Annotated in this window: 24 protein-coding genes, 1 other RNA gene and 1 pseudogene; 14 read left to right on the top strand and 12 right to left on the bottom strand. The window is 65.4% G+C overall.

Translation table 11 applies throughout. The features are described from left to right. Positions 1–52 precede the first annotated feature (52 nt). The 3 genes and pseudogenes from ACT2B0_RS01015 to ffs all read right to left on the bottom strand — a co-directional run bounded on the left by ACT2B0_RS01015 (position 53) and on the right by ffs (position 2419). The gene (locus ACT2B0_RS01015) at positions 53–376 is read right to left on the bottom strand and encodes a YbaB/EbfC family nucleoid-associated protein (RefSeq protein WP_473460602.1); all 324 of its coding nucleotides are present in this window, start codon (positions 374–376) and stop codon (positions 53–55) included. A gap of 16 nt (positions 377–392) precedes the next feature. Then, positions 393–2189 (bottom strand): annotated as a pseudogene (locus ACT2B0_RS01010) (DNA polymerase III subunit gamma/tau); the annotation flags it as partial. A 132-nt stretch (positions 2190–2321) separates the two neighbouring features. Continuing rightward, an RNA gene (gene ffs / locus ACT2B0_RS01005) (signal recognition particle sRNA small type) lies at positions 2322–2419 on the bottom strand. 262 nt (positions 2420–2681) lie between these two features. Here ffs and ACT2B0_RS01000 point away from each other — a divergent pair. Next, entirely contained in the window at positions 2682–3119 is a 438-nt protein-coding gene (locus tag ACT2B0_RS01000) for an HIT family protein (protein WP_473460600.1), read from the top strand. A gap of 15 nt (positions 3120–3134) precedes the next feature. Further along, positions 3135–4079 (top strand): NAD(+) diphosphatase, encoded by a 945-nt coding sequence (gene nudC / locus ACT2B0_RS00995; RefSeq protein WP_473460598.1) that lies wholly within the window; start codon positions 3135–3137, stop codon positions 4077–4079. A 55-nt stretch (positions 4080–4134) separates the two neighbouring features. On the opposite strand, the gene ACT2B0_RS00990 is transcribed toward nudC, so the two are convergent. Further along, positions 4135–5001 carry a prephenate dehydratase gene (locus ACT2B0_RS00990; RefSeq protein WP_473460596.1) on the bottom strand — a complete coding sequence of 289 codons (867 nt, stop codon included), beginning with the start codon at positions 4999–5001 and terminating at the stop codon, positions 4135–4137. 4 nt (positions 5002–5005) lie between these two features. Beyond that, on the bottom strand, positions 5006–5743 hold the full coding sequence (locus tag ACT2B0_RS00985; RefSeq protein ID WP_473466185.1) for a 3-deoxy-manno-octulosonate cytidylyltransferase: 738 nt from the start codon (positions 5741–5743) through the stop codon (positions 5006–5008). Positions 5744–5908: 165 nt separating this feature from the next. Here ACT2B0_RS00985 and ACT2B0_RS00980 point away from each other — a divergent pair, with 165 nt between their 5' ends. The 10 genes from ACT2B0_RS00980 to ACT2B0_RS00935 all read left to right on the top strand — a co-directional run bounded on the left by ACT2B0_RS00980 (position 5909) and on the right by ACT2B0_RS00935 (position 16300). Further along, positions 5909–6559, top strand: a complete 651-nt coding sequence (locus tag ACT2B0_RS00980; RefSeq protein WP_473460594.1) for a c-type cytochrome — start codon at positions 5909–5911, stop codon at positions 6557–6559. A gap of 136 nt (positions 6560–6695) precedes the next feature. Further along, positions 6696–8576: an extracellular solute-binding protein gene (locus tag ACT2B0_RS00975; protein WP_473460592.1), complete on the top strand. Its 1881-nt coding sequence runs from the start codon at positions 6696–6698 to the stop codon at positions 8574–8576. A 13-nt stretch (positions 8577–8589) separates the two neighbouring features. Beyond that, entirely contained in the window at positions 8590–10479 is a 1890-nt protein-coding gene (locus tag ACT2B0_RS00970) for an extracellular solute-binding protein (protein WP_473460590.1), read from the top strand. 39 nt (positions 10480–10518) lie between these two features. Next, complete coding sequence (locus ACT2B0_RS00965; RefSeq protein ID WP_473460589.1) at positions 10519–11610, top strand: microcin C ABC transporter permease YejB; 1092 nt, start codon at positions 10519–10521, stop codon at positions 11608–11610. Further along, positions 11610–12749: an ABC transporter permease gene (locus ACT2B0_RS00960; RefSeq protein ID WP_473460587.1), complete on the top strand. Its 1140-nt coding sequence runs from the start codon at positions 11610–11612 to the stop codon at positions 12747–12749. The genes ACT2B0_RS00965 and ACT2B0_RS00960 overlap by 1 nt, the downstream gene beginning before the upstream one ends. 49 nt (positions 12750–12798) lie before the next feature. Next, on the top strand, positions 12799–13047 hold the full coding sequence (locus tag ACT2B0_RS00955; RefSeq protein ID WP_156713221.1) for a type II toxin-antitoxin system VapB family antitoxin: 249 nt from the start codon (positions 12799–12801) through the stop codon (positions 13045–13047). A 20-nt stretch (positions 13048–13067) separates the two neighbouring features. Beyond that, positions 13068–13436: a type II toxin-antitoxin system VapC family toxin gene (locus ACT2B0_RS00950; RefSeq protein ID WP_473460585.1), complete on the top strand. Its 369-nt coding sequence runs from the start codon at positions 13068–13070 to the stop codon at positions 13434–13436. Further along, a complete protein-coding gene (locus ACT2B0_RS00945; protein ID WP_473460583.1) occupies positions 13433–15067 on the top strand; it encodes an ABC transporter ATP-binding protein in 1635 nt (544 codons plus the stop codon). The genes ACT2B0_RS00950 and ACT2B0_RS00945 overlap by 4 nt, the downstream gene beginning before the upstream one ends. Positions 15068–15094: 27 nt before the next feature. Next, positions 15095–16045 (top strand): 2-hydroxyacid dehydrogenase, encoded by a 951-nt coding sequence (locus ACT2B0_RS00940; protein ID WP_473460581.1) that lies wholly within the window; start codon positions 15095–15097, stop codon positions 16043–16045. Between the two features lie 117 nt (positions 16046–16162). Next, positions 16163–16300 (top strand): hypothetical protein, encoded by a 138-nt coding sequence (locus ACT2B0_RS00935; protein ID WP_473460579.1) that lies wholly within the window; start codon positions 16163–16165, stop codon positions 16298–16300. A 25-nt stretch (positions 16301–16325) separates the two neighbouring features. Here ACT2B0_RS00935 and ACT2B0_RS00930 read toward each other — a convergent pair whose 3' ends face one another. The 3 genes from ACT2B0_RS00930 to ACT2B0_RS00920 all read right to left on the bottom strand — a co-directional run bounded on the left by ACT2B0_RS00930 (position 16326) and on the right by ACT2B0_RS00920 (position 18980). Next, positions 16326–17183: a C40 family peptidase gene (locus ACT2B0_RS00930; RefSeq protein ID WP_473460577.1), complete on the bottom strand. Its 858-nt coding sequence runs from the start codon at positions 17181–17183 to the stop codon at positions 16326–16328. Then, on the bottom strand, positions 17180–17530 hold the full coding sequence (locus tag ACT2B0_RS00925; RefSeq protein WP_473460575.1) for a MarR family transcriptional regulator: 351 nt from the start codon (positions 17528–17530) through the stop codon (positions 17180–17182). The genes ACT2B0_RS00930 and ACT2B0_RS00925 overlap by 4 nt, the downstream gene beginning before the upstream one ends. Positions 17531–17603: 73 nt before the next feature. After that, positions 17604–18980 carry a leucyl aminopeptidase family protein gene (locus tag ACT2B0_RS00920; protein WP_473460573.1) on the bottom strand — a complete coding sequence of 459 codons (1377 nt, stop codon included), beginning with the start codon at positions 18978–18980 and terminating at the stop codon, positions 17604–17606. Positions 18981–19090: 110 nt separating this feature from the next. Between ACT2B0_RS00920 and ACT2B0_RS00915 the strand changes: the two genes are divergently transcribed. Continuing rightward, on the top strand, positions 19091–19906 hold the full coding sequence (locus ACT2B0_RS00915; RefSeq protein WP_473460572.1) for a tetratricopeptide repeat protein: 816 nt from the start codon (positions 19091–19093) through the stop codon (positions 19904–19906). A gap of 68 nt (positions 19907–19974) precedes the next feature. Here the strand turns inward: ACT2B0_RS00915 and ACT2B0_RS00910 are convergent, their stop codons facing one another. Further along, positions 19975–20436, bottom strand: coding sequence for a GFA family protein (locus tag ACT2B0_RS00910; RefSeq protein ID WP_473460570.1), 462 nt, complete (start codon positions 20434–20436; stop codon positions 19975–19977). A 178-nt stretch (positions 20437–20614) separates the two neighbouring features. Between ACT2B0_RS00910 and ACT2B0_RS00905 the strand changes: the two genes are divergently transcribed. Beyond that, positions 20615–21076, top strand: a complete 462-nt coding sequence (locus ACT2B0_RS00905; protein WP_473460569.1) for a hypothetical protein — start codon at positions 20615–20617, stop codon at positions 21074–21076. 110 nt (positions 21077–21186) lie between these two features. Here ACT2B0_RS00905 and ACT2B0_RS00900 read toward each other — a convergent pair whose 3' ends face one another. The 3 genes from ACT2B0_RS00900 to ACT2B0_RS00890 are packed head-to-tail and all read right to left on the bottom strand — an operon-like array spanning position 21187 to position 24768. Then, positions 21187–22206, bottom strand: coding sequence for a type II secretion system F family protein (locus tag ACT2B0_RS00900; RefSeq protein WP_473460567.1), 1020 nt, complete (start codon positions 22204–22206; stop codon positions 21187–21189). A 28-nt stretch (positions 22207–22234) separates the two neighbouring features. Beyond that, on the bottom strand, positions 22235–23248 hold the full coding sequence (locus ACT2B0_RS00895) for a type II secretion system F family protein (protein ID WP_473460566.1): 1014 nt from the start codon (positions 23246–23248) through the stop codon (positions 22235–22237). A 26-nt stretch (positions 23249–23274) separates the two neighbouring features. Beyond that, on the bottom strand, positions 23275–24768 hold the full coding sequence (locus tag ACT2B0_RS00890; RefSeq protein WP_473460564.1) for a TadA family conjugal transfer-associated ATPase: 1494 nt from the start codon (positions 24766–24768) through the stop codon (positions 23275–23277). Positions 24769–24790: the final 22 nt, after the last annotated feature.

The raw sequence follows: 24790 nt of genomic DNA, 5'->3' as shown, positions 1-24790 counted from the left end.
GCGGTCCGGGCGAGGACAACGACGTCACCCCGCGCCCGGCCGCGCGCCCGACCTAAAACGGCAGCTTGAAGCCGGGGGGAATCGGCAGGCCGGCGGTCAGTTCCTTGGTCTTTTCCTGCATCAGCGCCTCGGCCTTGGCCTTGGCGTCGTTGTGCGCAGCCACGATCAGATCTTCCAAAATCTCGACATCGTCCTCCTTGAACAGGGACGGGTCGATCCTGAGCTGCTTCATCTCGCCCTTGCCCGAAAGCGTGACGTTGACGAGCCCGCCGCCGGACTGGCCCGACGCCTCGAGCTCGGCGATCTCCTGCTGCATGGCCTCGAACTTGGCCTGCATTTCCTTGGCCTTGCCCATCAGGCCCATCAGATCCTTCATTGCACTGTCCTCGTGTTCAGCTGTCGTCTTCGTCGGCGTCCGGCGCCGGCTCGACCATGGGGTCGTCGTCGGCGACCGCATCGGGGATGCGCACGTCGATGATGCGGGCGCCGGGAAAGCGGGCCAGGATCGCCGCGACTTCGGGATCGGCGCGCGCGTCGAGAATCGCACTCTCGCGCAGGTTGGCTTCCTTCTCGGCCATCGTGTCGTCGCCGCGTTCGCGCGACAAGGACACGATCCAGCGCCGGCCGGTCCATTGCTGCAGGCGGGAGGTGATGTCGCCCAGCAGCGTCTTCGGCGCGTCGTCGGTCAGGCTGACCTCGAGCCGGCCCGGCTCTATCCTGACGGGCCGCACGCAGCGTTTCACCAGCACCTTGAAGGCCAGGTCGCGATTGCGGTCGGCGAGCGCGGCGATATCGGCGAGCGAGGCGATGCCCGGCTCGGCCTGCGCGGCCTCGGACGGCGCGGGCTGTTGCGGCTGAATTGCCGGTTCCGGCGTCGCTGCCGCCAGCCGCATGGTCGCGCCGCCATTTGACGAGGCAACGGCAACCGGCGCCGACACCGCGCGCGCGCCGGCGCCCGGGCCCGGCGCGGAGGTGCCACGAGCGGGTCCGCCGGACGGTGCGGGCCCGGCGCCGTCGTCGGCGCGCTTCAGCACCTCGTCGAGCGTCGGCAGGTCGGCGGCATGCGCCATGCGGATCAACACCATTTCGCCAGCACTGACCGGGCGGCTGGAGGCCTGGACCTCGGGAATGCCCTTCAGGAGCATCTGCCAGGCCCTGGACAGAACCCGGATCGACAGATCGGAGGCCAGCCTGGGTCCGCGCACGCGCTCGTCCTCGGTCAGGGCGGCGTCGGCGGCCGCCTCGGGCACGAAACGCAGCCGGGTCACGAGATGCGTGAACTCGGCAAGGTCGGTCAACACGGCGGCCGGGTCGGCGCCGGCGTCGTACTGGGCGCGGAACTCGGCCAGCGCGGCGGCGATGTCGCCCTGCATGAGCCTCTCGAACAGGTCGATGACGCGGGCGCGGTCGGCCAGCCCCAGCATGTCGCGCACGGTTGCCGCCGTCACCGCGCCGGCGCTGTGGGCGATCGCCTGGTCGAAGATCGAGAGCGCGTCGCGCACCGAGCCCTCGGCGGCGCGGGCGATCATCGCCAGCGCCTCGTCCTCGACGGTGATCTCCTCCCTGGCGGCGATCTTGCGCAGATGCTCCACCATGAGACCGGCGTCGATACGGCGCAGGTCGAAACGCTGGCAGCGCGACAGGACCGTGATCGGCACCTTGCGGATCTCGGTGGTGGCGAAGATGAACTTCACATGCGGCGGCGGTTCCTCGAGCGTCTTGAGCAGGCCGTTGAAGGCCTGCGTCGACAGCATGTGGACCTCGTCGATGATGTAGACCTTGTAACGGGCCGACACCGGCGCATAGCGGACCTGCTCGATGATTTCACGAATGTCGTCGATGCCGGTATGCGAGGCGGCGTCCATCTCAATGACATCGACATGCCGGCCTTCCATGATCGCCTGGCAGTGCTCGCCCGGTTGGGCGAGGTCGATCGAAGGCAGGTCGACAGCCTCGGTCTTGTAATTGAGAGCACGGGCCAGAATGCGCGCCGTCGTGGTCTTGCCGACCCCGCGCACACCCGTCAGCATCCAGGCCTGGGCGATACGCCCGCTGGCGAACGCGTTGGTCAGCGTGCGTACCATCGGCTCCTGGCCGATCAGATCCTGGAAATCGCTCGGCCGGTACTTACGGGCGAGCACGCGATAGGCACGCTCCCTGCTGTCGCCTGCGCCGGCTTCACTCATGGATCGATGTCGCTCCGTCTGACTGCCCGGACTGGACGCCCGGTCCGTTCAAATCTCGCGCGGCGGCCGGGCGGCGTCAATGCCGCGCCGCGCCCGAACTCGAAATGTCGATTGGCCCTGGAGCGCAACGGTGAGGTGGGAGGCTGGCACGATGACCCGTGCCGTGGCTCGTTAGGGCTGCTTCCTTCCGGACCTGACCCGGTTGGCGAGTGGCTCGTCCACCACCAACCTCCCACGCTCCATATCGTCAATTGCGCCGCCAAATGCAAGAGGCCGCGACACAACGATGACGCCCCGGGACGCGGCATGGCCTACGGCCCGCCTCCGCGCAGAAGCGCAGGCGCGATAGCCCCGCCCTTCCGGCCAGATCCGCGCCCGATCCCCCTCCCGTGGCTGCGTTTTCCAGCCGCCGATCCGGAAAATCGGCCCATCAAACCGCTTCCATTTGACGGTGAACGGTTCTAGCCTTCATCGAAGCATATCGAGGAATCGCCCATGATGCGGGGGCAAGAACGCGGTTTCATCCTTGACCGGCGGTTGAATTCGGAAAGCGAGCCGGTGATCTGGCTCGGCCTGTGCGAGTTGCGCGTCATGAACGACCGCCGCTGGCCCTGGCTCGTTCTGGTGCCGCACCGCACCGGCGTGGAGGAACTGTTCGAGCTGACGCCGCTCGACCAGACCATGATTACCTTCGAGGTCAATCTCGTCGGCCAGGCGCTGAAGGAGCAGACCGGGTGCACCAAGATCAACGTCGCCGCGCTCGGCAATATGGTGCGCCAGCTCCATGTCCATATCGTCGCACGCGCGGAAGGCGACCCGAACTGGCCCGGCCCGGTCTGGGGACACGGCTTGCGCGAACCCTATCGCCGCGAGGACCTGCACCAGTTCGTGGAGTCGGTCCGACAAGGGTTGTCACGGCCCGACACGCCGTAAACGAGAGCTGACCTGATGCGATTTCATCTGTTCGACGCGCCCGAACGCGAGGCGAGCCAGTTTGTCGGCTTCGCCGGCAACGCGATCGACCGGCAGTCGGAAAACCGCAGGGACGACGATGTCGAGACCGCGCTTGCCGATCCCGCCTGCCGCGTGATGGTGATGGGCGGCGGGCGCATGCAGCTGAAAAAGACCGGCGACGGGTTTTCGGCCTGGTACGGCGTCGACGAGGCGCGGGCGCTCGACGCCAGGCTGGCCGACGCGGTGTTGTTGGGATGGGATGCGGCCGGACCGGTTGTGGCGGCGCCGGCCGGACGCGAGGCCGACGATCTGCCCGATACCGCCAAGGCGATCGACTATCGCTCGATCTATATGCAGGGGCTGCTCGACCCGGCCGCGCTCGGCGCGCTGGCGCAGGGCGCGGCGATGCTGGCCTGGCACCACAGCCATCGTTTCTGCAGCCGCTGCGGCGCGGGCTCGCAGATGCGCGACGGCGGCTGCAAGCGGACCTGCCCGTCCTGCGGAGCCGATCACTTTCCGCGCACGGACCCGGTCGTCATCATGCTCGCGGTGACGCGCGATGCCTGCCTGATGGGCCGCAGCCCCCATTTCATGCCGGGCATGTATTCCTGTCTGGCCGGGTTCGTGGAGCCCGGTGAGACGATCGAAAACGCCGTGCGCCGCGAAACCTTCGAGGAGGCCGGCATCCGGATCGGACGGGTCGTCTACCACGCCAGCCAGCCATGGCCGTTCCCGCATTCGCTGATGATCGGCTGCTATGGCGAGGCCGTCACCGAGACGATCGACGCCGACGCCACGGAACTGGAGGACTGCCGCTGGTTCAGCCGGGCCGAGACCCGACAGATCGTCAACGGGCTGCATCCCGGCGGCGTTCTGGTGCCGCCGAAGATGGCGATCGCCCACACCTTGATCAGAGCCTGGGCGGACGCCGAGGGTTAGCGACCGCCCGGCGGCGCGCCGGAGCCCAAATCGGGCCGCCGTCGCGTGAGCGGGGTCAGTCGTCCTCGCTCTGGGTGGCGCGGAACGCGTGGGCCTCGTAGACGCCGAGAATGCGCACCTCGCGCGAAAAGAACTGCAATTCCTCCAGCGCCAGCGCCACGTTCCGGTCGTCGGGATGGCCCTCGACATCGGCGTAAAACAGTGTCGAGAAGAACTTGCCGCCAAGCTGGTAGCTCTCCAGCTTGGTCATGTTGACGCCGTTGGTGGCGAACCCGCCCATCGCCTTGTAGAGCGAGGCCGGCAGGTTGCGCACGCGGAAGATGAAGGTGGTCATCATCGTGGTGTCGGGGCTTGTACGCTCAGCCCAGCGCTTGGTCTTCGACAGCACCACGAAACGCGTCACGTTGCTGTCGGTGTCCTCGACGTTCTCGGCGACGATCTTGAGCCCGTAGAGTTCCGCGGCAAGCCTGGGGGCCAGCGCGGCCCGGGTGGGATCGCCCTCCTCGGCAACAAGTCGCGCCGCGCCGGCCGTATCGCCGGCGACCACCGACTTCCAGCGGTGGCGGCGGATCACCTTGCGGCACTGGCCGAGCGCGTGAATGTGGCTGTAGACGGCCTTGATGTCGTCGATGTCGGCCGAAGGCAGCGTCATCAGCTGGAAATGTATCGGCAAGAAATACTCGCCAACGATATGCAGCCGCGATTCCGGCAGAAGATAGTGGATATCGGCCACGCGGCCGGCGATCGTATTTTCGATCGGGATCATCGCCAGATCGGCCTTGCCGGTCTCCACCGCGTTGAAGGCGTCCTCGAACGTCGCGCAGGGCAGCGCCTCCATCTCGGGAAACATATTGCGGCAGGCGGTGTCGGAATTGGCGCCCGGTTCGCCCTGAAAGGCGATCTTGTTGGTTTTGGACGACATAAGGTCAGTTTCCTCGGGTGGTGAGCGTCGCGCGGGCGCGTTCGAGATCGGCGGGGGTGTCGACGCCAAGCGGAACGGCGTCGACAATGCGGGCATCGATGCGCATGCCGGCTTCGAGCGCACGCAACTGTTCCAGTTTCTCGCGCTGCTCCAGCGGCGAGGGTGCGAGTGCGACGAAACGTTCCAGAGCGGCACGCCGGTAGGCATAGATGCCGACATGATGGTAGAGCGGCCCCTCGCCCCACGGGGCGGTGGCGCGGGTGAAATAAAGCGCCCGCAACGTCGCCGGCGCCGTCGGCGAACCGACGATCTTGACGACGTTGGGATTGGTCTTTTCGTCTTCCGCGACGATTTCCACGCCGAGCGTGGCGATATCGACCTCGGCCCGGCGCAACGGCTCCAGCACGGCCGCGACATCGGCGGGATCGATCGTGGGCAGGTCGCCCTGAAGATTGATCACGGTTTCGACCTCGCCCGCCGAATCAAGCGTTCGCAGGGCTTCGAAGATGCGGTCAGATCCCGATTGGTGATGGCCGCCGGTCAGCACCGCCTCGTGGCCATGAGCGCGCACGCTGCTGCAGATCTCGTCGCTGTCGGCGGCCACGACGACGCGGCCGAGCCCGCTTTCAACCGCCCGCGCCGCGACATGGGCGATCATCGGCTTGCCGGCGATGTCGGCGAGCGGCTTTCCCGGCAGGCGGGTGGAGCCCATGCGGGCTGGTATGAGAATGACAATCGACATCTGGGGCGGGAAAAGTGGCAAAAGGTCTCACATGGAATAGCCCTTATATGTGTTGCAAGGCCGTAGCAAAAGACCTAGACCCGTTCCGCGCAACTTGGCCGGTTCAAGCCGGTGCGGACCGTATGCGGCGGCAGGCGGTCACGGATTTCAGGAGCCCCGGTTCACATGGATTCATTCGAACTCAACAAACTGCTCGGCGGGCTGCTCGGCGCGGCTTTTGTGGTGTTCACCATAGGCATTGTGTCGGACTCGATCTTTGCCAGCCCAGCGCCGGAGAAAGCCGGCTACGCGATCGAGGTGGCGGAAGAGGAAGGCGGCGGAGGCGGCCCCGCCGCTCCCGAGATCGAGCCGATCGCCGTGCGCCTGGCCTCCGCCGATGCGGGCGCGGGCGAGAGCGTGTACAAGAAATGCGCGGCCTGCCATACGGCCGACAAGGGCGGCGCCAACAAGGTCGGTCCCAATCTGTGGGACATCGTCAACCGGCCGATCGCCTCGCATGAGGGCTTTTCCTATTCCGGCGCGATGCAGGAATTCGCCCAGGACGGCACGGTCGTGTGGGATTATCAGCATCTGGACGATTTCCTGGCCTCGCCGAAGGGCTTGGTTAAGGGGACCGCGATGGGCTTTGCCGGCATCAAGAAGCCGGACGAACGCGCCGACCTGATCGCCTATCTGCACACGCTGTCGGACAATCCGGCGCCGTTGCCGGAGGTGCCGAGCGAGGAACAGGCCGCGCAGGCGGACGATACCGCCGCCGATGCCGCCGCGGGCGAGAAGCCGGCTGCGGAAGCCAACGCGGAACCGGCCGCCGAATGACCAAATTGTAATCTCAATTCCATGAAAAAGCCGGGTTCGCCCCGGCTTTTTTTGTTAGCCTGTGCCAGAATTCAGTGAATGCGGGTTCACTGCGGCGCGGCGGACTAGTCTTGCCGGCAAGATCAAGGGGAGTGAGATGAGGCGCTTTTCGAGATTTGCCAGCGTGTGTCTGGTGGCGGCGCTGCTGGCGCCGTCAACCAACATCGCCCGGGCAGCCGACGGGGAATGGCACACGACCACCTCGCTGATCGGAACCTCCAAATATCTCGACGACTTTCCCCACTACGACTACGTCAATCCCGACGCGCCGAAGGGCGGAACGCTGAATTCGGTTTCGGCCGGCACGTTCGACAGCTTCAATCCGTTCATCGTTCGCGGCACACCCGCGGCCGGACTGAATTTCTTCGGCGGGCTGTTGTGGGACACGCTGATGCAGCAATCGACCGACGAGCCGGGCACCAGCCACCCGCTGATCGCGGAAGCCTACAAATATCCCGACGATTATTCCTCGGCCACCTACCGGCTCAACCCGGCAGCCAAATGGCATGACGGCACGCCGATCACTGCCGACGACGTGGTGTGGACCTTTGGCGTGCTGAAGGAAAACAGCCCCAATTTCAACCGCTACTTCTCCAGCGTCACCGAGGCCAGGGCTCTGTCGGAACGCGAGATCGAATTCTCTTTCGACCAGACCGGCAACCGCGAATTGCCGCACATTCTGGGCGACATGCCGGTTCTGCCCAAACACTGGTGGGAAGGCACCGACGCCAAGGGCAACAAGCGCGACGTCACCCAGCCGACGCTGGAGCCGCCGCTCGGCTCGAGCGCCTACCGGATCGACAGTTTCCGCCCCGGCGCGGAAATCGTATGGCGGCGCGTCGAGGATTATTGGGCGGCGGAGCTGCCGGTAAACGTCGGGCGCAACAATTTCGACCGACGCAAATATATCTATATCCAGGACGACAACGCCGAATGGCAGGCCTTCACCAAAGGCGGGCTCGAGGACATCAGGCCGGAAAACAGCTCGCGGCGCTGGACGGTGGAATACGACTTTCCCGCCTTCAAGGCCGGCGACGTGATCAAGCGCGAGTTTCCGACCACAAGCAGCGAACCAATGCAAGGGTTCGTGCTCAATCTGCGGCGACCGCAATTCCAGGACCGCAAGGTGCGTCAGGCGCTGACCATCGCGCTCGATTTCGAAAGCATGAACCGCAACCTGTTCTACGGTCAGAACACGCGCACCGACAGCTATTTCGAAGGCGGGGAACTCGCCTCGTCCGGCCTGCCGGAAGGCCGCGAACTGGCCATTCTCGAGGAATTCCGCGACCGGTTGCCGGCGGAAGTCTTCACCGAGGAATTCACCCTGCCGGTCTATGACACACCGCGGGCCGAACGCACCCACCTGCGCAGCGCCGTCAAGCTTTTCGCCGAAGCCGGGTGGGTGATTAGGAACGGCAAGCTGGTCAACGAGGCAACCGGCGAGCAGTTCCGGATCGAGTTTCTGGGCCGCAGCCCGACCGACGAGGTGATCACCGGCTCCTATATCGCCACGCTGCGCAAGCTCGGCATCGACGCCACGCTGCGCATTGTCGACACCTCGCAATATATCAACCGGCTGCGCGGCTTTGAATTCGATTCGCTGACCGGACAGTTCGCCCAGTCGCTGTCGCCCGGCAACGAACAGCGCGAGTTCTGGGGCTCGACGGCGGCCGACCAGCCCGGCTCGCGCAACCTTCCCGGCATCAAGGACCCGGTGGTGGACGCGCTGGTGGAAAAGGTGATCTACGCCAAGGATCGCGAGGAGCTGGTGGCGGCGACCCGCGCGCTCGACAGGGTGTTGTTGTGGGATTTCTACGTCGTGCCGCAATGGCACCGCTCGGAGATCTGGCTCGCCTACTGGAACAAGTTCGGCATTCCCGACACACAACCGTCCTATATCGGCGCGGACATCGATTCGTGGTGGATCGACCCGGACAAGGAGGCGGCCCTTGCCGGAAAAACAAGCGGCCAGAACTGAGCCGGGCCGCGTCATGACGAGCACCCTGCCCCGTCGCGAATTTCTGGCCCGTCGCGATTTCCTGGCCCTGGCCGGCGCAGCGCTTGTCGTTCCCCAACTGCCCGGCTTGGCGCTGGCGGCACCGCCGGCAGGCCGCAGCCTGCACGGGCTGTCGGCCTTCGGCGATCTCAAATACGCGCCCGACTTCACCCATTTCGACTATGCGAGCCCGGACGCGCCGGCTGGCGGCACGTTCAATTTCGCGCCGCCGAACTGGGGGTTCAACCAGAACGTCCTGACCTTCAACACGCTGAACAGCTTCGTGTCTCGCGGCGACGCGCCGCCGCGCATGGAACTGTGCTTCGACGCCCTGATGACACGCGCGCTCGACGAACCCGACGCGCTCTACGGGCTGGTGGCGCAAACCGTCACCATCTCGCCCGACCGCAACAGCTTCACCTTCGCGCTGCGGCCGCAGGCCCGCTTTCACGACGGTACGAAGCTGACCGCGCACGACGTCGCCTTCAGCTACAATCTATTCAAGGAAAAAGGCCATCCGAGCCTGCTGCTGCCGCTGACGCATATGCGCGAGGCCGTGGCGGTCGACGACCATACATTCCGCATCAGCTTTTCGGGCGAGCAGTCGTCGCGCACCATCCTGGCCGTTTCGGTCTTTCCGATCGTCTCGCGGGCCTTCTACCAGGCCCATCCGTTCGACAGTTCCGAACTCAGGCCGCCGCTCGGCTCAGGCGCCTACAAGGTCGGCCGGTTCGAGCCGGGGCGCTGGATCGAATATGACCGGGTCGAGGATTACTGGGCGCGCGACCTGCCGGTCGCCAGGGGGCTTGGCCATTTCGGCCGCATCCGCATCGAGTTCTATCAGGAGCGCCAGGCCGGGTTCGAAGCCTTCAAGAAGGGCGAAGTGACCTACCGGCAGGAATTCACCTCGCGGGTGTGGGCGACCGGCTACGATTTTCCCGCCGTCGAAGACGGCAAGGTGGTCAAGCGCGAATTCCCGTCCGAACTGCGCCCGTCGATGCAGGCCTGGGCGCTCAACCAGCGACGCGAGCGTTTTCGCGACCGGCGCGTGCGCGAGGCGGTCGGGCTGTGCTTCGATTTCGAGTGGACGCGCCGCAACCTGTTTTACGGTGCCTATGAACGCTCGCACTCGACCTTCGAGCGCTCGGACTACAAGGCTACCGGCCTGCCCTCGCCAGCGGAACTGGAAATTCTGGAACGGTTTCGCGGGCAGATTCCCGAAGAGGCGTTCGGCGAGGCGGTCACGCCGCCGGTCTCCGACGGGTCGGGCCGCGACCGGGTGCTGCTTTCCCGCGCCGCACGGCTTCTGGCGGAAGCCGGCTGGGCGCGCGACGGCACGCTGGTGCGCAACGACAAGGGCGAGGCGCTCACGCTGGAGATCCTGGTGCGCGACCAGGTGTTCGTGCGGGTCGATTCGCCGTTTGTCGAGAACATGAAGGCGATCGGCATCGACGCCTCGATCCGCCTGGTCGACGCAACGCAGTACCAGGCGCGCCAGCTCGACTTCGACTTCGACATGCTCGGCATCGCCGCGTCCTTCACCGCCACGCCGACCGGCGACGAGCTGACGCATTATTTCCATTCGCGTTCGGCCAGGCTGTCCGGTTCGCGCAACCTGGCGGGGACGGCCGACCCCGCGGTCGATGCGCTGATTGCGCTTGCCGAAGAGGCCGGCGACCGCGAACGCTTCACCGTGGCCATGCGGGCGCTCGACCGGGTCTTGCGCGCACGGCATGACTGGATTCCAAATTGGCATGCGGCGAATCACCGGGCTGCCTATTGGGACATGTTCGGCTTCAAGGAGCCGAAACCCGATTACGGCTTCCCGGTCGAGACATTGTGGTGGGTCGATCCTGACAAGGCAGAGGCAATTGGGAAATCCTAGGCGCTCGGACATGAACGCGGGCAGCGGAGTGGCGGGCTGATGGGAGCCTATATCCTCAGACGCCTGCTCTTGATGATCCCGACCCTGTTCGGGATCATGGCGATCTCGTTTACCGTCATCCAGTTCGCGCCGGGCGGACCGGTCGAACAGGTGATTGCGCGCATCACCGGCCAGGGCGGCGACGCGGCCGACCGCATTTCGGGCGGCGGCGGCGATTCAGGCGTGCAGGACTTCGATGCCGGCGATTCCAAATATCGCGGCGCGCAGGGGCTCGACCCCGAGTTCATCAAGCAGCTCGAGGTGCAATTCGGCTTCGACAAGCCGCCGCTGGAGCGGTTCTTCAAGATGCTGTGGGACTATGCCCGGTTCGATTTCGGCGAAAGCTTCTTCCGCGACATTTCCGTGCTGGACCTGATCCTGGAAAAGATGCCGGTTTCGGTCTCGCTCGGCCTGTGGATCACGCTGATTTCCTACCTGATCTCGATTCCGCTCGGCATTCGCAAGGCGGTCAAGGACGGCTCCAGCTTCGACATCTGGACCAGCGGCGTCGTCATCGTCGGCTACGCCATTCCCGGCTTCCTGTTCGCGATTTTACTGATGGTGCTTTTCGCCGGCGGCTCGTTCTACGACTGGTTCCCGCTGCGCGGCCTGATCTCCGACAACTGGCACGAGCTGTCGTGGCCGGAACGCATCGTCGACTATTTCTGGCACCTGACCCTGCCGCTCACGGCGATGGTGCTGTCGGCCTTCGCGACCAACACGTTGCTGACCAAGAACTCCTTCCTCGACGAAATCCGCAAGCAATATGTCGTGACCGCGCGCGCCAAGGGGCTGACGGAACGCCAGGTGCTTTACGGTCACGTGTTCCGCAACGCGATGCTGATCATCATCGCCGGCTTCCCGGCCGCCTTCATCTCCGCCTTCTTCACCGGGTCGCTGCTGATCGAGAACATCTTTTCGCTCGACGGGCTCGGCCTTCTGGGCTTCCGCTCGGTGCTCGACCGCGACTACCCGGTGGTGTTCGCCAACCTGTTCATCTTTTCGCTGATCGGTCTCGTCGTCGGGCTGATCTCCGACCTGGTCTATACCTGGATCGATCCGCGTATCGATTTCGAGCGGAGGGACGTGTGATGCAGCGCGCCGTCACCGCCCCCGACGCCGCCGCGCCGCGCCGCGGCTGGCTGTCGCCGCTCAACCAGCGCCGCTGGCAGAATTTCAAGGCGAACCGCCGCGGCTACTGGTCGTTGTGGATTTTCCTGGTGCTGTTCGTGCTGTCGATGTTCGCCGAGTTCATCGCCAACGACAAGCCGGTGCTTGCCTCCTACAAGGGCGAGATCCTGTTTCCGGTGCTGGTCGACTATCCGGAGGAAAAATTCGGCGGCTTCCTCGCCGTTACCGATTATCGCGACCCGGTGATCTTCGAGGAGATCGAAGCCAATGGCTGGCTGATCTGGCCACCGGTCCGCTATTCCTACCGCACCGTCAACAACGAGATTCCCGAAGCCGCGCCGGCCAAGCCGTCCTGGCTCTACGACCGCGAGACGCGCTGCGCGCGCTATCCGCAGGGCGCCGACGATCCGAGCTGCACGCTCGGCAACTGGAACTGGCTCGGCACGGACGACCAGACCCGCGACGTGCTGGCGCGGGCGATCTACGGCTTCCGCATCTCGGTGCTGTTCGGCCTGGCGCTGACGCTGTGCTCGGCGCTGATCGGGGTGTCGGCCGGCGCCGTGCAAGGCTATTTCGGCGGCTGGACCGACCTGTTGTTCCAGCGTTTCATCGAAATCTGGTCGTCGGTCCCGGTGCTCTACCTGATCCTGATCATCGCCGCCGTGCTGCCGCCCGGCTTCTTCATCCTGCTGGCGATCATGCTGCTGTTTTCCTGGGTCGGCTTCGTCGGCGTGGTGCGGGCGGAATTCCTGCGGGCGCGCAACTTCGAATATGTCAACGCCGCGCGCGCGCTCGGCGTGCCCAACCGCACGATCATGTTCCGCCACCTCTTGCCCAACGCGATGGTGGCGACGCTGACCTTCCTGCCGTTCATCCTCAACGGCTCGATCACCACGCTGACCTCGCTCGACTTTCTCGGCTTCGGCCTGCCGCCGGGTTCGGCCTCCTTGGGAGAACTGCTCAAACAGGGCCAGCAGAACCTCAACGCGCCCTGGCTCGGCATTACCGGATTCGTGGTGATCTCGCTGATGCTGTCGCTCCTGATCTTCATCGGCGAGGCGACCCGCGACGCCTTCGACCCCCGGAAGACGTTCAAATGAGCGGGGCGGGATGGTATAATTCCGGCGGTTTTCTACCATGGAGGTCGATATGGGCCTGAACATCAAGAATCCGCGCGTCGAGCAGCTTGCGCGTCAGCTTGCAAGCGCAACCGGGGAAACGATGACGTCGGCGATCCAGGCCGCGCTTGAAGAAAAACTGGAACGGTTGCGCCGCGAGCGGGATGTCGCGCAGAAAATCAAAAAAATCGACGAGATCCTGACCCGCTCTGGTCCGACGCCGCCCGGCGCGAGCAGCGATCATTCTCATCTATACGACAAAAGGGGATTGCCGAGATGATTGTGGACGCTTCCGCAATTTTGGCGATCCTGCTGGATGAACCGGAGCAACCGGCACTGAAATATTGTCTTGCCGATGCACCTGAAAAGCACACCATGTCGCCGATAAACTATCTGGAAGCCGCCGTGCGGGTCGACAGTCTCGACACCGACAGGAAGGCGCGTGAACTCGATAATCTCATCGCCGCCCTTGATGTGGAAATCGTACCGACGACGGCCCAGCAAGCCCATCTCGCCCGTGAGGCCTACCGGAATTTTGGCAAGGGAAACCATCCCGCCAGACTCAATCTCGGCGACTGCTTCGCCTATGCACTGGCCAAGGCGCGCGGCGAGCCGCTGTTGTTCAAGGGCGACGATTTCCGCAAGACCGATGTCGAGGCGGCGCTTTGACCGAGACCGCGCCCCTTATTTCCGTTCGCGATCTTTCCGTCGCCTTCTCGCAGGACGAGAAACAAAGCCTCGCCGTCGACCGCGTGTCGTTCGACATCGGCCGCGGCGAGACGGTGGCGCTGGTGGGCGAGTCCGGCTCGGGCAAGTCGGTGACGGCGCTATCGGTGCTGAAGCTCCTGCCCTATCCGGCGGCCAGCCATCCCTCAGGCGAAATCCTGTTCGATGGCCAGGACCTGCTCGGCGCGAAGGAACAGGCGCTGCGCAGGATCCGCGGGCGCGACATCACCATGATCTTCCAGGAGCCGATGACCTCGCTCAACCCGCTGCACAGTATCGAGCAGCAGGTCGGCGAGGTGCTGAAGCTGCATCAGGGCATGAGCGATACCGCCGCCCGCGCGCGCACGCTGGCGCTGCTCGAGGAGGTCGGAATCCGCGAGCCGGAAAAACGGCTCGGCGCCTATCCGCACCAATTGTCCGGCGGCCAGCGCCAGCGCGTGATGATCGCCATGGCGCTCGCCAACGAGCCGCAATTGCTGATCGCCGACGAGCCGACCACCGCGCTCGACGTTACCGTCCAGGCCCAGATCCTGGAGCTTCTGGACGAGTTGAAACGCAAGAACGGCATGTCGATGCTGTTCATCACCCACGATCTCGGCATCGTGCGGCGCATCGCCGACCGCGTCTGCGTGATGACCAAGGGCAGGATCGTCGAAGCCGGGCCGACGCAAGAGATCTTCGACAATCCGCAACACGACTATACCAGGCACCTTCTGGCCGCAGAGCCGAAGGGCGAGCCGCCGCCGGCCGACGCGGCCGCCCGGCAGGTGATGACCGGCGACGCTATCCGGGTGTGGTTTCCGATCAAGAAGGGCTTCATGCGCCGCACGGTCGACTACGTGAAGGCAGTCGACGGCGTCGACATCACGCTGCGCGCCGGCCAGACCGTCGGCGTGGTCGGCGAATCGGGCTCGGGCAAGACGACGCTGGGGCTGGCGCTGTGCCGGATGATCGCCTCGCAAGGCGGCATACGCTTCGGAGAACGCCCCATCGACGCCCTGTCGTTCAAGGAAATGCGTCCCCTGCGCCGCGAACTGCAGATCGTGTTCCAGGATCCGTTCGGCTCGCTCAGCCCGCGCATGTCGGTGGCCGAGATCATCGAGGAAGGGCTCTCCATCCACGAAAAGGCGCTGTCGGCGGACGAACGCGACCGGCGCGTGGTGGCGGTTCTCGACGAGGTCGGGCTCGATCCGCAGACCCGCTTCCGCTACCCGCACGAATTTTCCGGCGGTCAGCGCCAGCGCATCGCGATCGCGCGCGCCATGGTGCTGAAGCCGAAATTCGTCATGCTCGACGAACCGACCTCAGCGCTCGACATGAGCGTGCAGGCGCAGGTGGTCGACCTGCTGCGCGACCTACAGAAACGCCACGACCTGGCCTATCTGTTCATCAGCCACGATCTGAAGGTGGTGCGCGCGCTCGCCAATGAGGTGATCGTGATGCGCAACGGCAAGATCGTGGAGGCGGGACCGGCCGAGCGGATATTCCGGGCGCCGCAATCGGACTATACGCGGGCCCTGCTCGCCGCCGCCTTCGACATCACCGCCGCGCCGGAAGGCGTGGTCAGCCAGTAGTTTTTCAGGCGCAAGACCGCAAGCACCATGCAAGACCCCGCAAAAGGCCGCGTTCTCCTGTCCGTCGCCGGGTTCGACCCGCAGCATTGGCGCAAGAGGCTGTCGGCCGGCCGCGAGGTGGTGCTGGAACGCGAACGCTCGGTCGATAGCGCGATCCACTATGCGGTGGTGTGGAACCGCAATCCCGGGCTGTTGTCCGGCCTTCCCAACCTCAAGGCGATCTTCTCTGGCGGGGCCGGGGTCGACCATTTGTTCGCCGACCCGGAACTGCCGGACGTGCCGATCGTGCGCGTGGTGGCCGACAACCTGACCCAGCACATGAGCGAATATGTGGTGTGGCGGGTGCTCGACCATCACCGCCAGGGCTTTCTCTACCGCGCGCAGCAACGGCGCAAGGCCTGGATCGAGGCCTCCCAGCCGCCGGCGGACAGGGTTTCGGTCGGCATAATGGGGCTCGGCGAGCTCGGTCGCGCGGCAGCCAGGGCGCTGCTGGCGCTCGGCTTCCGGGTCAATGGCTGGAGCCGGAGCGGCGCCCCGGTCGAGGGCGTCGGCGTCTATGGGGGCGATGAAGGCCTCGACGCCTTTCTGGGCGCGACCGATATTCTGGTCGTGCTGCTGCCACTGACGCCGGCCACGCAGGGCATGATCGACTTCGCGCTTTTGTCGAAGCTGCGGCGCGACAACCCGCTCGGCGGCGCGGTGCTGATCAATGCCGGGCGCGGGCTCCTGCACAACGGCGCCGATATTTTGCGCGCCCTTGACGAGGGCGTGCTGAAGGAAGCGAGCCTCGACGTTTTCGAAACCGAACCGCTGCCCGAGACGAGCCCTGTGTGGACGCATGAGCGCGTGTTCGTCACCCCGCATGCCGCCGCCGCGTCCGATCCCGAGCACCTGGCCAGCTCGATGCTGGAACAGATGGATGCCTGCGACCGCGGCGAGGCGCTGCGCAATCTCGTCGATCGCAAGGCCGGCTACTGAGCCCGGCCGGCCGCCTCACCCGCTCGCCCCAGGCGCGCATTGAACCTTCTCCGGCGCCGCCGCGACCATATGGCGACGGCCGAGCGCCGTCCGCCACACCGGATCGGAGAAGAAACCATGGCGCGCATCAATCACCATGTCAGGCTTGCTCTGGTCGCCGTCGCGCTCGCGGCATTTTTCGTCCAGCTCGACGCCGCCACGCAAACGTCCTCGCCGTTCGCCGACACCGAACAGGCATCGCGCCCGCGGCGCTGACGGCGTATCGAGCGCGCGACCGCGCTCAGGGCCGGCGTATGACGGTCGGCGGACCGAACAGGGGCGCGATGCGGGCGATGGCCGCTGCAAGCGGCTCGCGCGCCACCGTCATCGTGTTGCCGTTGGCATGAATGACCTCGCCCGGCGCGGTAACGATCGCGACATGGCCTTTCCAGAACACCAGATCGCCCCGGCGCACGGCTTGGAAATCCGGCCCCGGATCGAGCGGCGCGCCGATCTTTTCCTGCATGTCGGAATCGCGCAGCACCACCGTTCCGGCCATCTTCATGGCAAGCTGGACCAGGCCGGAGCAGTCGAGGCCGAAACCGGACGTGCCGCCCCACAGATAGGGCGTGTGCTCGAACTGTTCGGCGACGGCGACATAGTCCGGCGCGCCCCAGCCGACGAGCCGCAGATGATCGGCAAAGACGGCCTCGCCGTCGGCGGTGATCGCGAAGCGGCTGCCGCGGGTTTCGGCCTCACCGGTCACGGAAAGCCGCGTTCCCATCGATAGCGCGGCGGTGCGCGGCGTCTTCATGTCCGGTTCACCGTAGACAAACGTGCGCGGCGCGACGACGACATGCGTCGCGGCAGGGCCAGGCTCGGCCAGGACCTTCGCGTCGACATAACCGACATAACCGTCCTCACGCGCCTGGACCCAGGCGAGCCCGCCGCGTTCGTCGAACAGGTCGACATCGGCGCCGCGCAGCAATTGCGAATTGACACCCGAGGCGCGGTCGGGTCCGACCAGCAGGTCGACGACAGGGCTCGCGATCCGCCTTACGCGCGGGGACACGAAGCGCGGCGCGGCGACCCGGCCCTGCAGGCGCGTGTCGGCGAGATCCTCGCGATAGGCATGCAGCCTGCGGTCCAGTATCGTCACAGCGGCAGCTCCCGTCCCCGTTCGATGATCACGTCGCCGAGGCGCTCGACATAGAGCGCGCCCTTGACCGTACGCTTGATCAGCACGTTGCGCTTGTCGTTGTCGTCGCGATGCCGGCTGACAAGCCCGAGCGCCCCCATCGTGTCGAGTGCGCGCGTGATGACCGGCTTGGTGACGGCAAGCCGTGCCGCCAGGCCGCGCACCGTGTGGGGCGGCGGGTCGAGATAGATGGTCAGGAGGATGGCGGTCTGGCGCATGCTCAGATCGGGGCGATCGTCCAGCACCTCCGACAGCGATACCTGCTGCCACAGCCTCAATGCCTGGCTCGGACGCAAGGATACGGACATGTCTTCCTTGATTTGCAAGGCTTGTTACGGGTCCGTTTCATTCAACCCCGAAATGCCACGCGAGGCAAGCCGGTCAAGCCGGGTAGCGCGCCGCCAACAGGCTCTCAAGCGCGCGGATCGCCTGCGCCTCGCCGCCGGCCAGGCCATGCGGCCGGTCGGTCGGGCTCCAGGCGAAGATGTCGAAATGCGCCCAGGTGGCGGCGCGTTCGACGAAACGCTTCAGGAAGAGCGCGGCGGTGATCGAGCCGGCGAAACCGTCGGTGGTGACATTGTTGACGTCGGCGACCTTGGAGGAAAGCCCGGCATCGTAGGGCGCCCACAGCGGCATGCGCCACACCGGATCGCAGACGCGCCCGGCCGCGTCGGCCAGCGCGGCGGCGAAGGCGTCGTCATCGGTATAGAACGGCGGCAGGTCCGGGCCGAGGGCGACACGCGCCGCTCCGGTCAGGGTCGCCATATCGATCAGAAGCTGCGGCTCTTCCTCGTCGGCCAGCGCCAGCGCGTCGGCGAGCACCAGGCGGCCTTCGGCGTCGGTATTGCCGATCTCCACCGTCGGTCCCTTGCGGCTTTTCAGAACGTCGCCGGGACGGAAGGCATTGCCGGAAATCGCATTCTCGACCGCCGGCACCAGCACGCGCAGGCGCAGCTTCAGGCCCGCCGCCATGATCATCGACGCAAGGCCGAGAACATTGGCCGCGCCGCCCATGTCCTTCTTCATCAGGCGCATGCCGCTTGCCGGCTTGATGTCGAGTCCGCCAGTGTCGAAGCAGACCCCCTTGCCGACCAGGGTGACGCGCGGCGCATCTTGGGGTCCCCAGCGCAGATCGATCAGGCGCGGCGCCTGGGCGGCCGCGCGACCGACGGCGTGGATCATCGGAAAATTCCGTTCAAGCAGCGCCTCGCCAACGACCACCGAAACGTCGGCGCCGTGGCGGGCGGCGAGATCGCGCGCGGCCTGCTCGAGCGCATCGGGGCCGAGATCGTTGGTCGGGGTGTTGACCAGGTCGCGGGCCATGAACACGCCGGCGGCAATGCGGTTGAGACGCTCGACATCGACGCCGTCCGGCGCCACGAAACGCAGCGTGTCGCTCTGTTTCTTGCCATATTGGGCGAAACGGTAGCCGCCAAGCAGAAGGGCCAGCGCCGCGTTTGCCGGCTCGTCGAGAGGGGTGGCGAAAAACCAGTCGCCCTGTGGCAACTGCCGCGCCAGCCGCCCGGTGGCGAGCGGTGCAAACCCGTCCCGCGCCGCGGCGCAGCCCAACAGCGCGCCGGCGAGGCGGCCGGCCGCGTCGGGATAGCACAGCAGTTCGCCGACCTTGCCCGAAAACCCGTGCGCTTCGGCCCAGGCGCGCGCGGCCGCATCAAGCCCGGCCGTTTCGAACCCGGCCTTGGTGACGAGATGGACCGGCAGGGCGGCGGCCGGCTTTTCGGCGATCAGTTCGACGGGCATCGGGCAGTTGTCCTTGGTTTCCTTAACCGTCCGTTAGGGTTAACGGAATATTTCTGCCTCCAGACAGCCGCATCATCAAACCTGCGGCGCGGCGAAGCGGAGACGAGCGCATGTTGACCAATCGCGACGCGAACGCAACCGGAAGACGCTGGCGTCGTGCCGCCCTCGCCGTTGCGTTGGCCGCAAGCGTCGCGGGCTGCGCCAATTCACGCCTGACGACCGGCTCGGTCGATCGCGGCAGCGCGCGCCCGGTCGCTCAAATGTCGTCGCAGGAATTGCAAAACGCCGCCGTTTCGCTGGGACAAGCCTTTGCCAAAGCCCCCACCGACAAGGGCGTGGCGATACGCTACGCCAACGTGCTGCAGATGACCGGCAAGACGGACCAGTCGCTGGCGGTGATGCGCAAGCTGGCGATCGCGCATCCCAAGGACCGCTCGGTGCTCGCCGCCTACGGCAAGGCGCTGGCCGCAGCCGGAGAATTCGAGACCGCGCTCGACGCGGTCCGTCGCGCCCAGACGCCGGAATATCCGGACTGGAAGCTGTTTTCCGCCGAAGCGGCGATCCTCGATCAGCTCGGCAATTCCGCGCAGGCGCGCACGCTCTACCGCAAAGCGCTGGACCTGAAACCCGACGAACCGTCGATCCTGTCCAATCTCGGCATGTCCTATGTGCTGGAAGGCGATCTGAGAACGGCCGAAACCTATCTCAGGCAGGCGGCCGCCGCACCGAGCGCCGACAGCCGGGTGCGGCAGAACCTGGCGCTCGTCGTCGGCCTGCAAGGCCGGTTCGACGAGGCCGAAAAACTGGCGCGCCAGGAATTGTCACCGAACCAGGCAGAAGCCAACGTCGCCTATCTGCGCTCGATGCTCGCCCAGCAAAACGCATGGAGCGAGATCAAGAAGGAAGACAAGAAGGCGACCAACTAGAGCCGTTCCTCTTAGGAGCCAATTCGACCCGCCAACCACGCGACGGGCGGGACAGGGTCGTGGAGCCGCTATTCGGGCACGGTTTCGCCGCTACCGCCCAGTTCGGACGGAAAATCGCTCATCTTCGGCAAGCCGTCTCTCATCGGCAAAACCGTCTCGGCATAGTTGACATGCACACCGGGCACGAACGCCTGTCCGGGGATCGTCGCCGCGTAGACGTCGATCAATCCCCAATGCGGGTGATCGGTCATGAGATGACCGCCGCACCGGGTGCAGTATTGCCGATCGCTCCGCTCGGTCTTCCTGAAATGGCCGACATGCGCCTCCCCCTTCGTAACCTTCACATTTTCGGCCCTAAAGAGCGTAAAGGCGTTGACCGGCCCGGCGGACCACGATCGGCACGATTCGCAATGGCAATACCCCATCGCCTCGGGTGCGCCGGTCACTTCAATCGCAACCGCGCCGCAAAAGCATGCACCTTTTTGGGTGTTGGACATTTCCGGTCCTTTCAGCGCGAATGTAGCCGGCATCAAGCGGGCTCCTAAAACGCCCGGTCACCATAGCACGGTTGGCCCCATATCGCGGCATCCGGCGCCTTTCCTTCCCGCCCCCGTGTTGGGGGTCCAAAAAAGTCTTGAACCTTTTCGCCCCGCCCCGCGACCAAGTTGACGTAACGCTTGTTCGCGATCTCAATGGAAGGGACGAAAAATGTTCGCAAAACTGGTCTCCATTTTCCTCGCAGCCACCCTCGCGGTCGGCATCACCGCCACGATAGCCGGGCCCGCGGCGGCACGCGATGGCGCAAACCTCAACCGCGAATCCGGCATCCAGCGGATGGGCCGGGACTTGAAGACGGCCGGCACGCCGGCACGTACCCGCGCCAAGATCATCTCGTCGGTCGGCCTCGCGGTCGGCACGGCCGTCGGCGAGGTTTCCACCACGGTGGTAACCTGCATCGCCAGATGTTTCGGCGTCGACGATGGCTATCGGCCGGGCGACATGGCCAAACAGTCCTGGAAGGGCTTCAAGAAGATGTGGGGCATCAAGGACAGCCCCGCCAAGCCGCCCAAGCCGGTGCGCGCCCGCCCGAACTATCGCGAGGGCCCGGTTCTTCGGCGCACCAATCGCGGCATGGGAACTCATATGGGCTACATCGCGGTCGACCGCTGAACCCGACCCTGCCCCCGCACGTAAAACGCCCCGCGCGATGTTCGCCGGGGCGTTTTCGTATGCGGGCGGGTGCGCGGAGCCGGCGTCTCAAGCCTGCCGGCAAGCGGGGCCTAGCGCTCGCTCGACGACTGCTTCTTGTCGCCGAAGACACCCTGTTCGGAAAACTGCATGATGGCGGGGCCGAGGATGACGGCGAACAGGACCGGAAGGAAGAACAGGATCATCGGCACGGTCAGCTTCGGGGGAAGGGCTGCCGCCTTCTTTTCAGCGGCGTTCATACGCATCTCGCGGCTTTCCTGAGCCAGAACCCGGAGCGCGTGGGCCACCGGCGTGCCGTAGCGCTCGGCCTGGATCAGCGCCTGGCTGACGCTCTTGACCGCATCGAGCCCGGTACGGGCGGCGAGGTTCTCATAAGCCTGACGGCGCTCCTGCAGGAAGGACAACTCGGCATTGGTGAGCACGAATTCCTCGGCGAGCTCGACGGACTGCAAACCGATTTCCTCGGCCACGCGCCGGAAGGCCGCTTCGATCGACATGCCCGATTCCACGCAGATCAGCATCAGGTCGAGCGCGTCGGGCCACGCCTTCTGGATCGATTGCTTGCGCTTGGTGGCGCGGTTGTTGACATAGATGATCGGCGCATAAAAGCCGGCATAGGCTGCGGCGATGATAACGAAGACCTTGACCAGCATCGGCTGGTCGGCCATGCCGCCGAGCACGAAGATATACAGACCGCCGAGCACCAGCCCGACCGCCGGCAGAACCAGGCGGAAAAACAAGAAGCGCGTCAACGGGTTTTCGCCGCGAAACCCGGCCATGCGCAGCTTCGACAAGGTCGCCTGATCGACCAGCGCCCGTTTCAGATCGAGCCTTTCGACGATATCGCGCATGCCGCGCGAGTGTTCCTCGCGCAGTCCCTTGCGGCGCCGGTCCGCCTCGGCAGCAAGGCGCGCGCGCTGCTTGGCCCGCAATTCGTCGCGCTCGAGCGCAACCGTCTTCATGCGTGTCTTGAGCTCGTTTCCGCCCAGCGCCGGCATGGCCGTGAACACGGTCGCGAAGACAGCAACCGCAACCAGCAGCCCGATGAGGAAGGCCGGTTCGAATATCGCGTTGACGATCTGGTCGGTCATGGGTCGGCCTTTTCGAGATGCGCCGTCTTCAAATGTCGAAATTCATCATTTTCTTCATGACGAAAATCCCGACCGACATCCACAGCAGCGATACGCCGAGCACCATGTGTCCGGTCGAGGTGGTGAAGAGCGGCATGATGTAATTCGGGCTGGTCAGATAGACGAGGAAAGCCACGATGAAGGGCAGTGCGCCGATAATGGCGGCCGAGGCCTTGGCCTCCATCGACAGGGCCGATACCTTCGCCCGCATGCGCTTGCGGTCGCGCAGGACCCGCGAGAGATTGCCCAGCGCCTCGGACAGATTGCCACCGGCCTGGCTCTGGATCTGGATGACGATGCCAAAAAAGCCGGCCTCCGGGCACGGCATGGTCTCGGCCATGCGCAGCGTGGCCTCGGGCAGCGAAAGACCCATTTGCTGGGCCTCGACGACACGGCGGAATTCGCCGCGCACCGGCTCCTGCGCCTCGCTCGCGATCAGCCGCACGCCGTCATTGATCGGCAGGCCGGACTTCACCGATCGCACGATGATGTCGAGCGCGTTGGGCAGTTCCTCCAGGAAGGCCTTGACCCGGCGCGCGCGCATATAGGCCAGTCCCCAGCGCGGCACGCCAAAGGCGCCGGCCAGCAGCGCCCCGGGAACCGCCCACAGCGGCGCCCCGGCGAAAAACGCCACGGCCGCGAAGAACAGTCCGCAAAAGGCGGAGATGATGTAGAAGCGCTGCACCGGCATGTTGAGGCCTGCCTGCCTGATCTGGCCCTTCAGCGGCGGCTTGCGCGTGCGGGTATCCTTCACCCGCTGCTTCTCGTCCAGATCCTTGAGCGAATCCTGGACCGATTTGCGCCGTTTCGCCGCTTCGGCCATGCGGTCGCGCGAGGCCTTGACCACGTTGCGGTCGGTCTCTGCCCGCTTGATCGTATCCAGCCGCCGCCCGGCCTTGCGCTCATTGGCGATGGTGTTGAACATGAATGCGTAGGCGACCGCGCCGGCGCTGAGGCCGGCGAGCAGGATTACCGCCAAGAGGGTCGTATCAAGTCCGAACATCGGCCTAGTTCCCCACCGTGTTCATGTCAGCCGACCTGCTTTTCCATGGTTTCGAGCGCGTTGGCCAGCCGTGCCTCCTCGCCGTAGTAGCGGGCCCGGTCCCAGAAATTCGGCCGACCGACACCGGTCGAAGTGTGCGCGCCGACGATGCGCCCGTTCTGGTCTTCGCCGCTGATATTGTAGAGGACCAGATCCTGCGTCACGATGACGTCGCCCTCCATGCCGATCACCTCGGTGATATGGGTAATGCGGCGCGAACCGTCGCGCAGACGGGTCGCCTGGATGATGACGTCGACGGAACCGACGATGATCTCACGCACCGTGCGCTGAGGTAGCGAAAAGCCCCCCATGGCGATCATCGATTCGATGCGGTTGAGGCATTCGCGCGGCGAGTTGGAGTGAATGGTGCCCATCGACCCATCATGGCCGGTGTTCATCGCCTGAAGCAGATCGAACACTTCGGGTCCGCGCACCTCGCCGACGATGATGCGTTCGGGACGCATGCGCAGGCAGTTCTTGACCAGGTCGCGCATGGTGACCTCGCCCTCTCCCTCGAGATTGGGCGGCCGTGTCTCCAGGCGCACGACATGCGGCTGCTGCAGCTGGAGCTCGGCGGAATCCTCGCAGGTGATGATGCGTTCGTCGCGGTCGATATAGTTGGTCAGGCAGTTGAGCAGGGTCGTCTTGCCCGAACCGGTACCGCCGGAGATGATGACGTTGCAGCGCACGCGGCCGATGATCTTCAGCACATCGGCGCCTTCCTGCGAGATGGCCCCGAACTTCACAAGCTGGTCGAGCGTCAGCTTGTCCTTCTTGAACTTGCGGATGGTCAGCGCCGCTCCATCGATGGCGAGCGGTGGCGCGATGACGTTGACGCGGCTGCCGTCGGGCAGGCGCGCGTCGCAGATCGGGCTCGATTCGTCGACGCGCCGGCCGACCTGGCTGACGATGCGCTGGCAGATATTGAGGAGCTGCTGATTGTCGCGGAAGCGGACCTTGGTCTGCTCGATCTTGCCTTCAACCTCGATATAGACGTGCTTGGCGCCGTTGACCATGATGTCGGCGATTTCGTCGCGGGCAAGCAGGGGCTCGAGCGGCCCGTAACCCAGCACGTCGTTGCAGATGTCCTCGAGCAGCTCCTCCTGCTCGGAAATCGACATGGCGAAATTCTTGATCGCGATGATGTCGTTGACGATGTCGCGGATTTCCTCGCGCGCCGTCTCCGGCTCGAGCTTGGCGAGCTGAGACAGGTCGATCGTGTCGATCAGCGCGGAAAAGACCTGGCTCTTGGTGTCGTAGTAGTTTTCCGTATGCTCGCGCTCCTGGCGCGGGGCCGGCTTGGGCGCCTGCGGCGGCGCGGCGTCGCGGCGCGACGGAACGGGCGGCTGCGGCGCGGCCGCGCGTGGCTCGGCCGCCGGACGGTCGACACCGTCAGGCGGCGCCGACGACGGCGACGGCGCAACCGGCCTGGCGGCCGGCTCTTCCTTCAACGGACCTTCGCTACCACGTCTTCCAAACATGTCCCACGCACCAGTTTCGCAA

The organism is Nitratireductor sp. J20-h4, from assembly GCF_056780505.1.
Note: the sequence above shows the minus strand (reverse complement) of the source record. Positions and strands in the feature narration are given on the sequence as shown.

Bases quoted from the DNA above. Each gene is read 5' to 3' on its own strand.
- ACT2B0_RS00895 (WP_473460566.1), bottom strand. From the start codon at position 23,248: ATGTTCGGACTTGATACGACCCTCTTGGCGGTAATCCTGCTCGCCGGC.
- ACT2B0_RS00905 (WP_473460569.1), top strand. From the start codon at position 20,615: ATGTTCGCAAAACTGGTCTCCATTTTCCTCGCAGCCACCCTCGCGGTC.
- ACT2B0_RS00955 (WP_156713221.1), top strand. From the start codon at position 12,799: ATGGGCCTGAACATCAAGAATCCGCGCGTCGAGCAGCTTGCGCGTCAG.
- nudC (WP_473460598.1), top strand. From the start codon at position 3,135: ATGCGATTTCATCTGTTCGACGCGCCCGAACGCGAGGCGAGCCAGTTT.
- ACT2B0_RS00910 (WP_473460570.1), bottom strand. From the start codon at position 20,436: ATGCCGGCTACATTCGCGCTGAAAGGACCGGAAATGTCCAACACCCAA.
- ACT2B0_RS00890 (WP_473460564.1), bottom strand. From the start codon at position 24,768: ATGTTTGGAAGACGTGGTAGCGAAGGTCCGTTGAAGGAAGAGCCGGCC.
- ACT2B0_RS00960 (WP_473460587.1), top strand. From the start codon at position 11,610: ATGCAGCGCGCCGTCACCGCCCCCGACGCCGCCGCGCCGCGCCGCGGC.
- ACT2B0_RS00940 (WP_473460581.1), top strand. From the start codon at position 15,095: ATGCAAGACCCCGCAAAAGGCCGCGTTCTCCTGTCCGTCGCCGGGTTC.
- ACT2B0_RS00915 (WP_473460572.1), top strand. From the start codon at position 19,091: ATGTTGACCAATCGCGACGCGAACGCAACCGGAAGACGCTGGCGTCGT.
- ACT2B0_RS01000 (WP_473460600.1), top strand. From the start codon at position 2,682: ATGATGCGGGGGCAAGAACGCGGTTTCATCCTTGACCGGCGGTTGAAT.
- ACT2B0_RS00920 (WP_473460573.1), bottom strand. From the start codon at position 18,980: ATGCCCGTCGAACTGATCGCCGAAAAGCCGGCCGCCGCCCTGCCGGTC.
- ACT2B0_RS00970 (WP_473460590.1), top strand. From the start codon at position 8,590: ATGACGAGCACCCTGCCCCGTCGCGAATTTCTGGCCCGTCGCGATTTC.
- ACT2B0_RS00975 (WP_473460592.1), top strand. From the start codon at position 6,696: ATGAGGCGCTTTTCGAGATTTGCCAGCGTGTGTCTGGTGGCGGCGCTG.
- ACT2B0_RS00965 (WP_473460589.1), top strand. From the start codon at position 10,519: ATGGGAGCCTATATCCTCAGACGCCTGCTCTTGATGATCCCGACCCTG.
- ACT2B0_RS00900 (WP_473460567.1), bottom strand. From the start codon at position 22,206: ATGACCGACCAGATCGTCAACGCGATATTCGAACCGGCCTTCCTCATC.
- ACT2B0_RS01015 (WP_473460602.1), bottom strand. From the start codon at position 376: ATGAAGGATCTGATGGGCCTGATGGGCAAGGCCAAGGAAATGCAGGCC.
- ACT2B0_RS00990 (WP_473460596.1), bottom strand. From the start codon at position 5,001: ATGTCGTCCAAAACCAACAAGATCGCCTTTCAGGGCGAACCGGGCGCC.
- ACT2B0_RS00925 (WP_473460575.1), bottom strand. From the start codon at position 17,530: ATGTCCGTATCCTTGCGTCCGAGCCAGGCATTGAGGCTGTGGCAGCAG.
- ACT2B0_RS00935 (WP_473460579.1), top strand. From the start codon at position 16,163: ATGGCGCGCATCAATCACCATGTCAGGCTTGCTCTGGTCGCCGTCGCG.
- ACT2B0_RS00980 (WP_473460594.1), top strand. From the start codon at position 5,909: ATGGATTCATTCGAACTCAACAAACTGCTCGGCGGGCTGCTCGGCGCG.
- ACT2B0_RS00985 (WP_473466185.1), bottom strand. From the start codon at position 5,743: ATGTCGATTGTCATTCTCATACCAGCCCGCATGGGCTCCACCCGCCTG.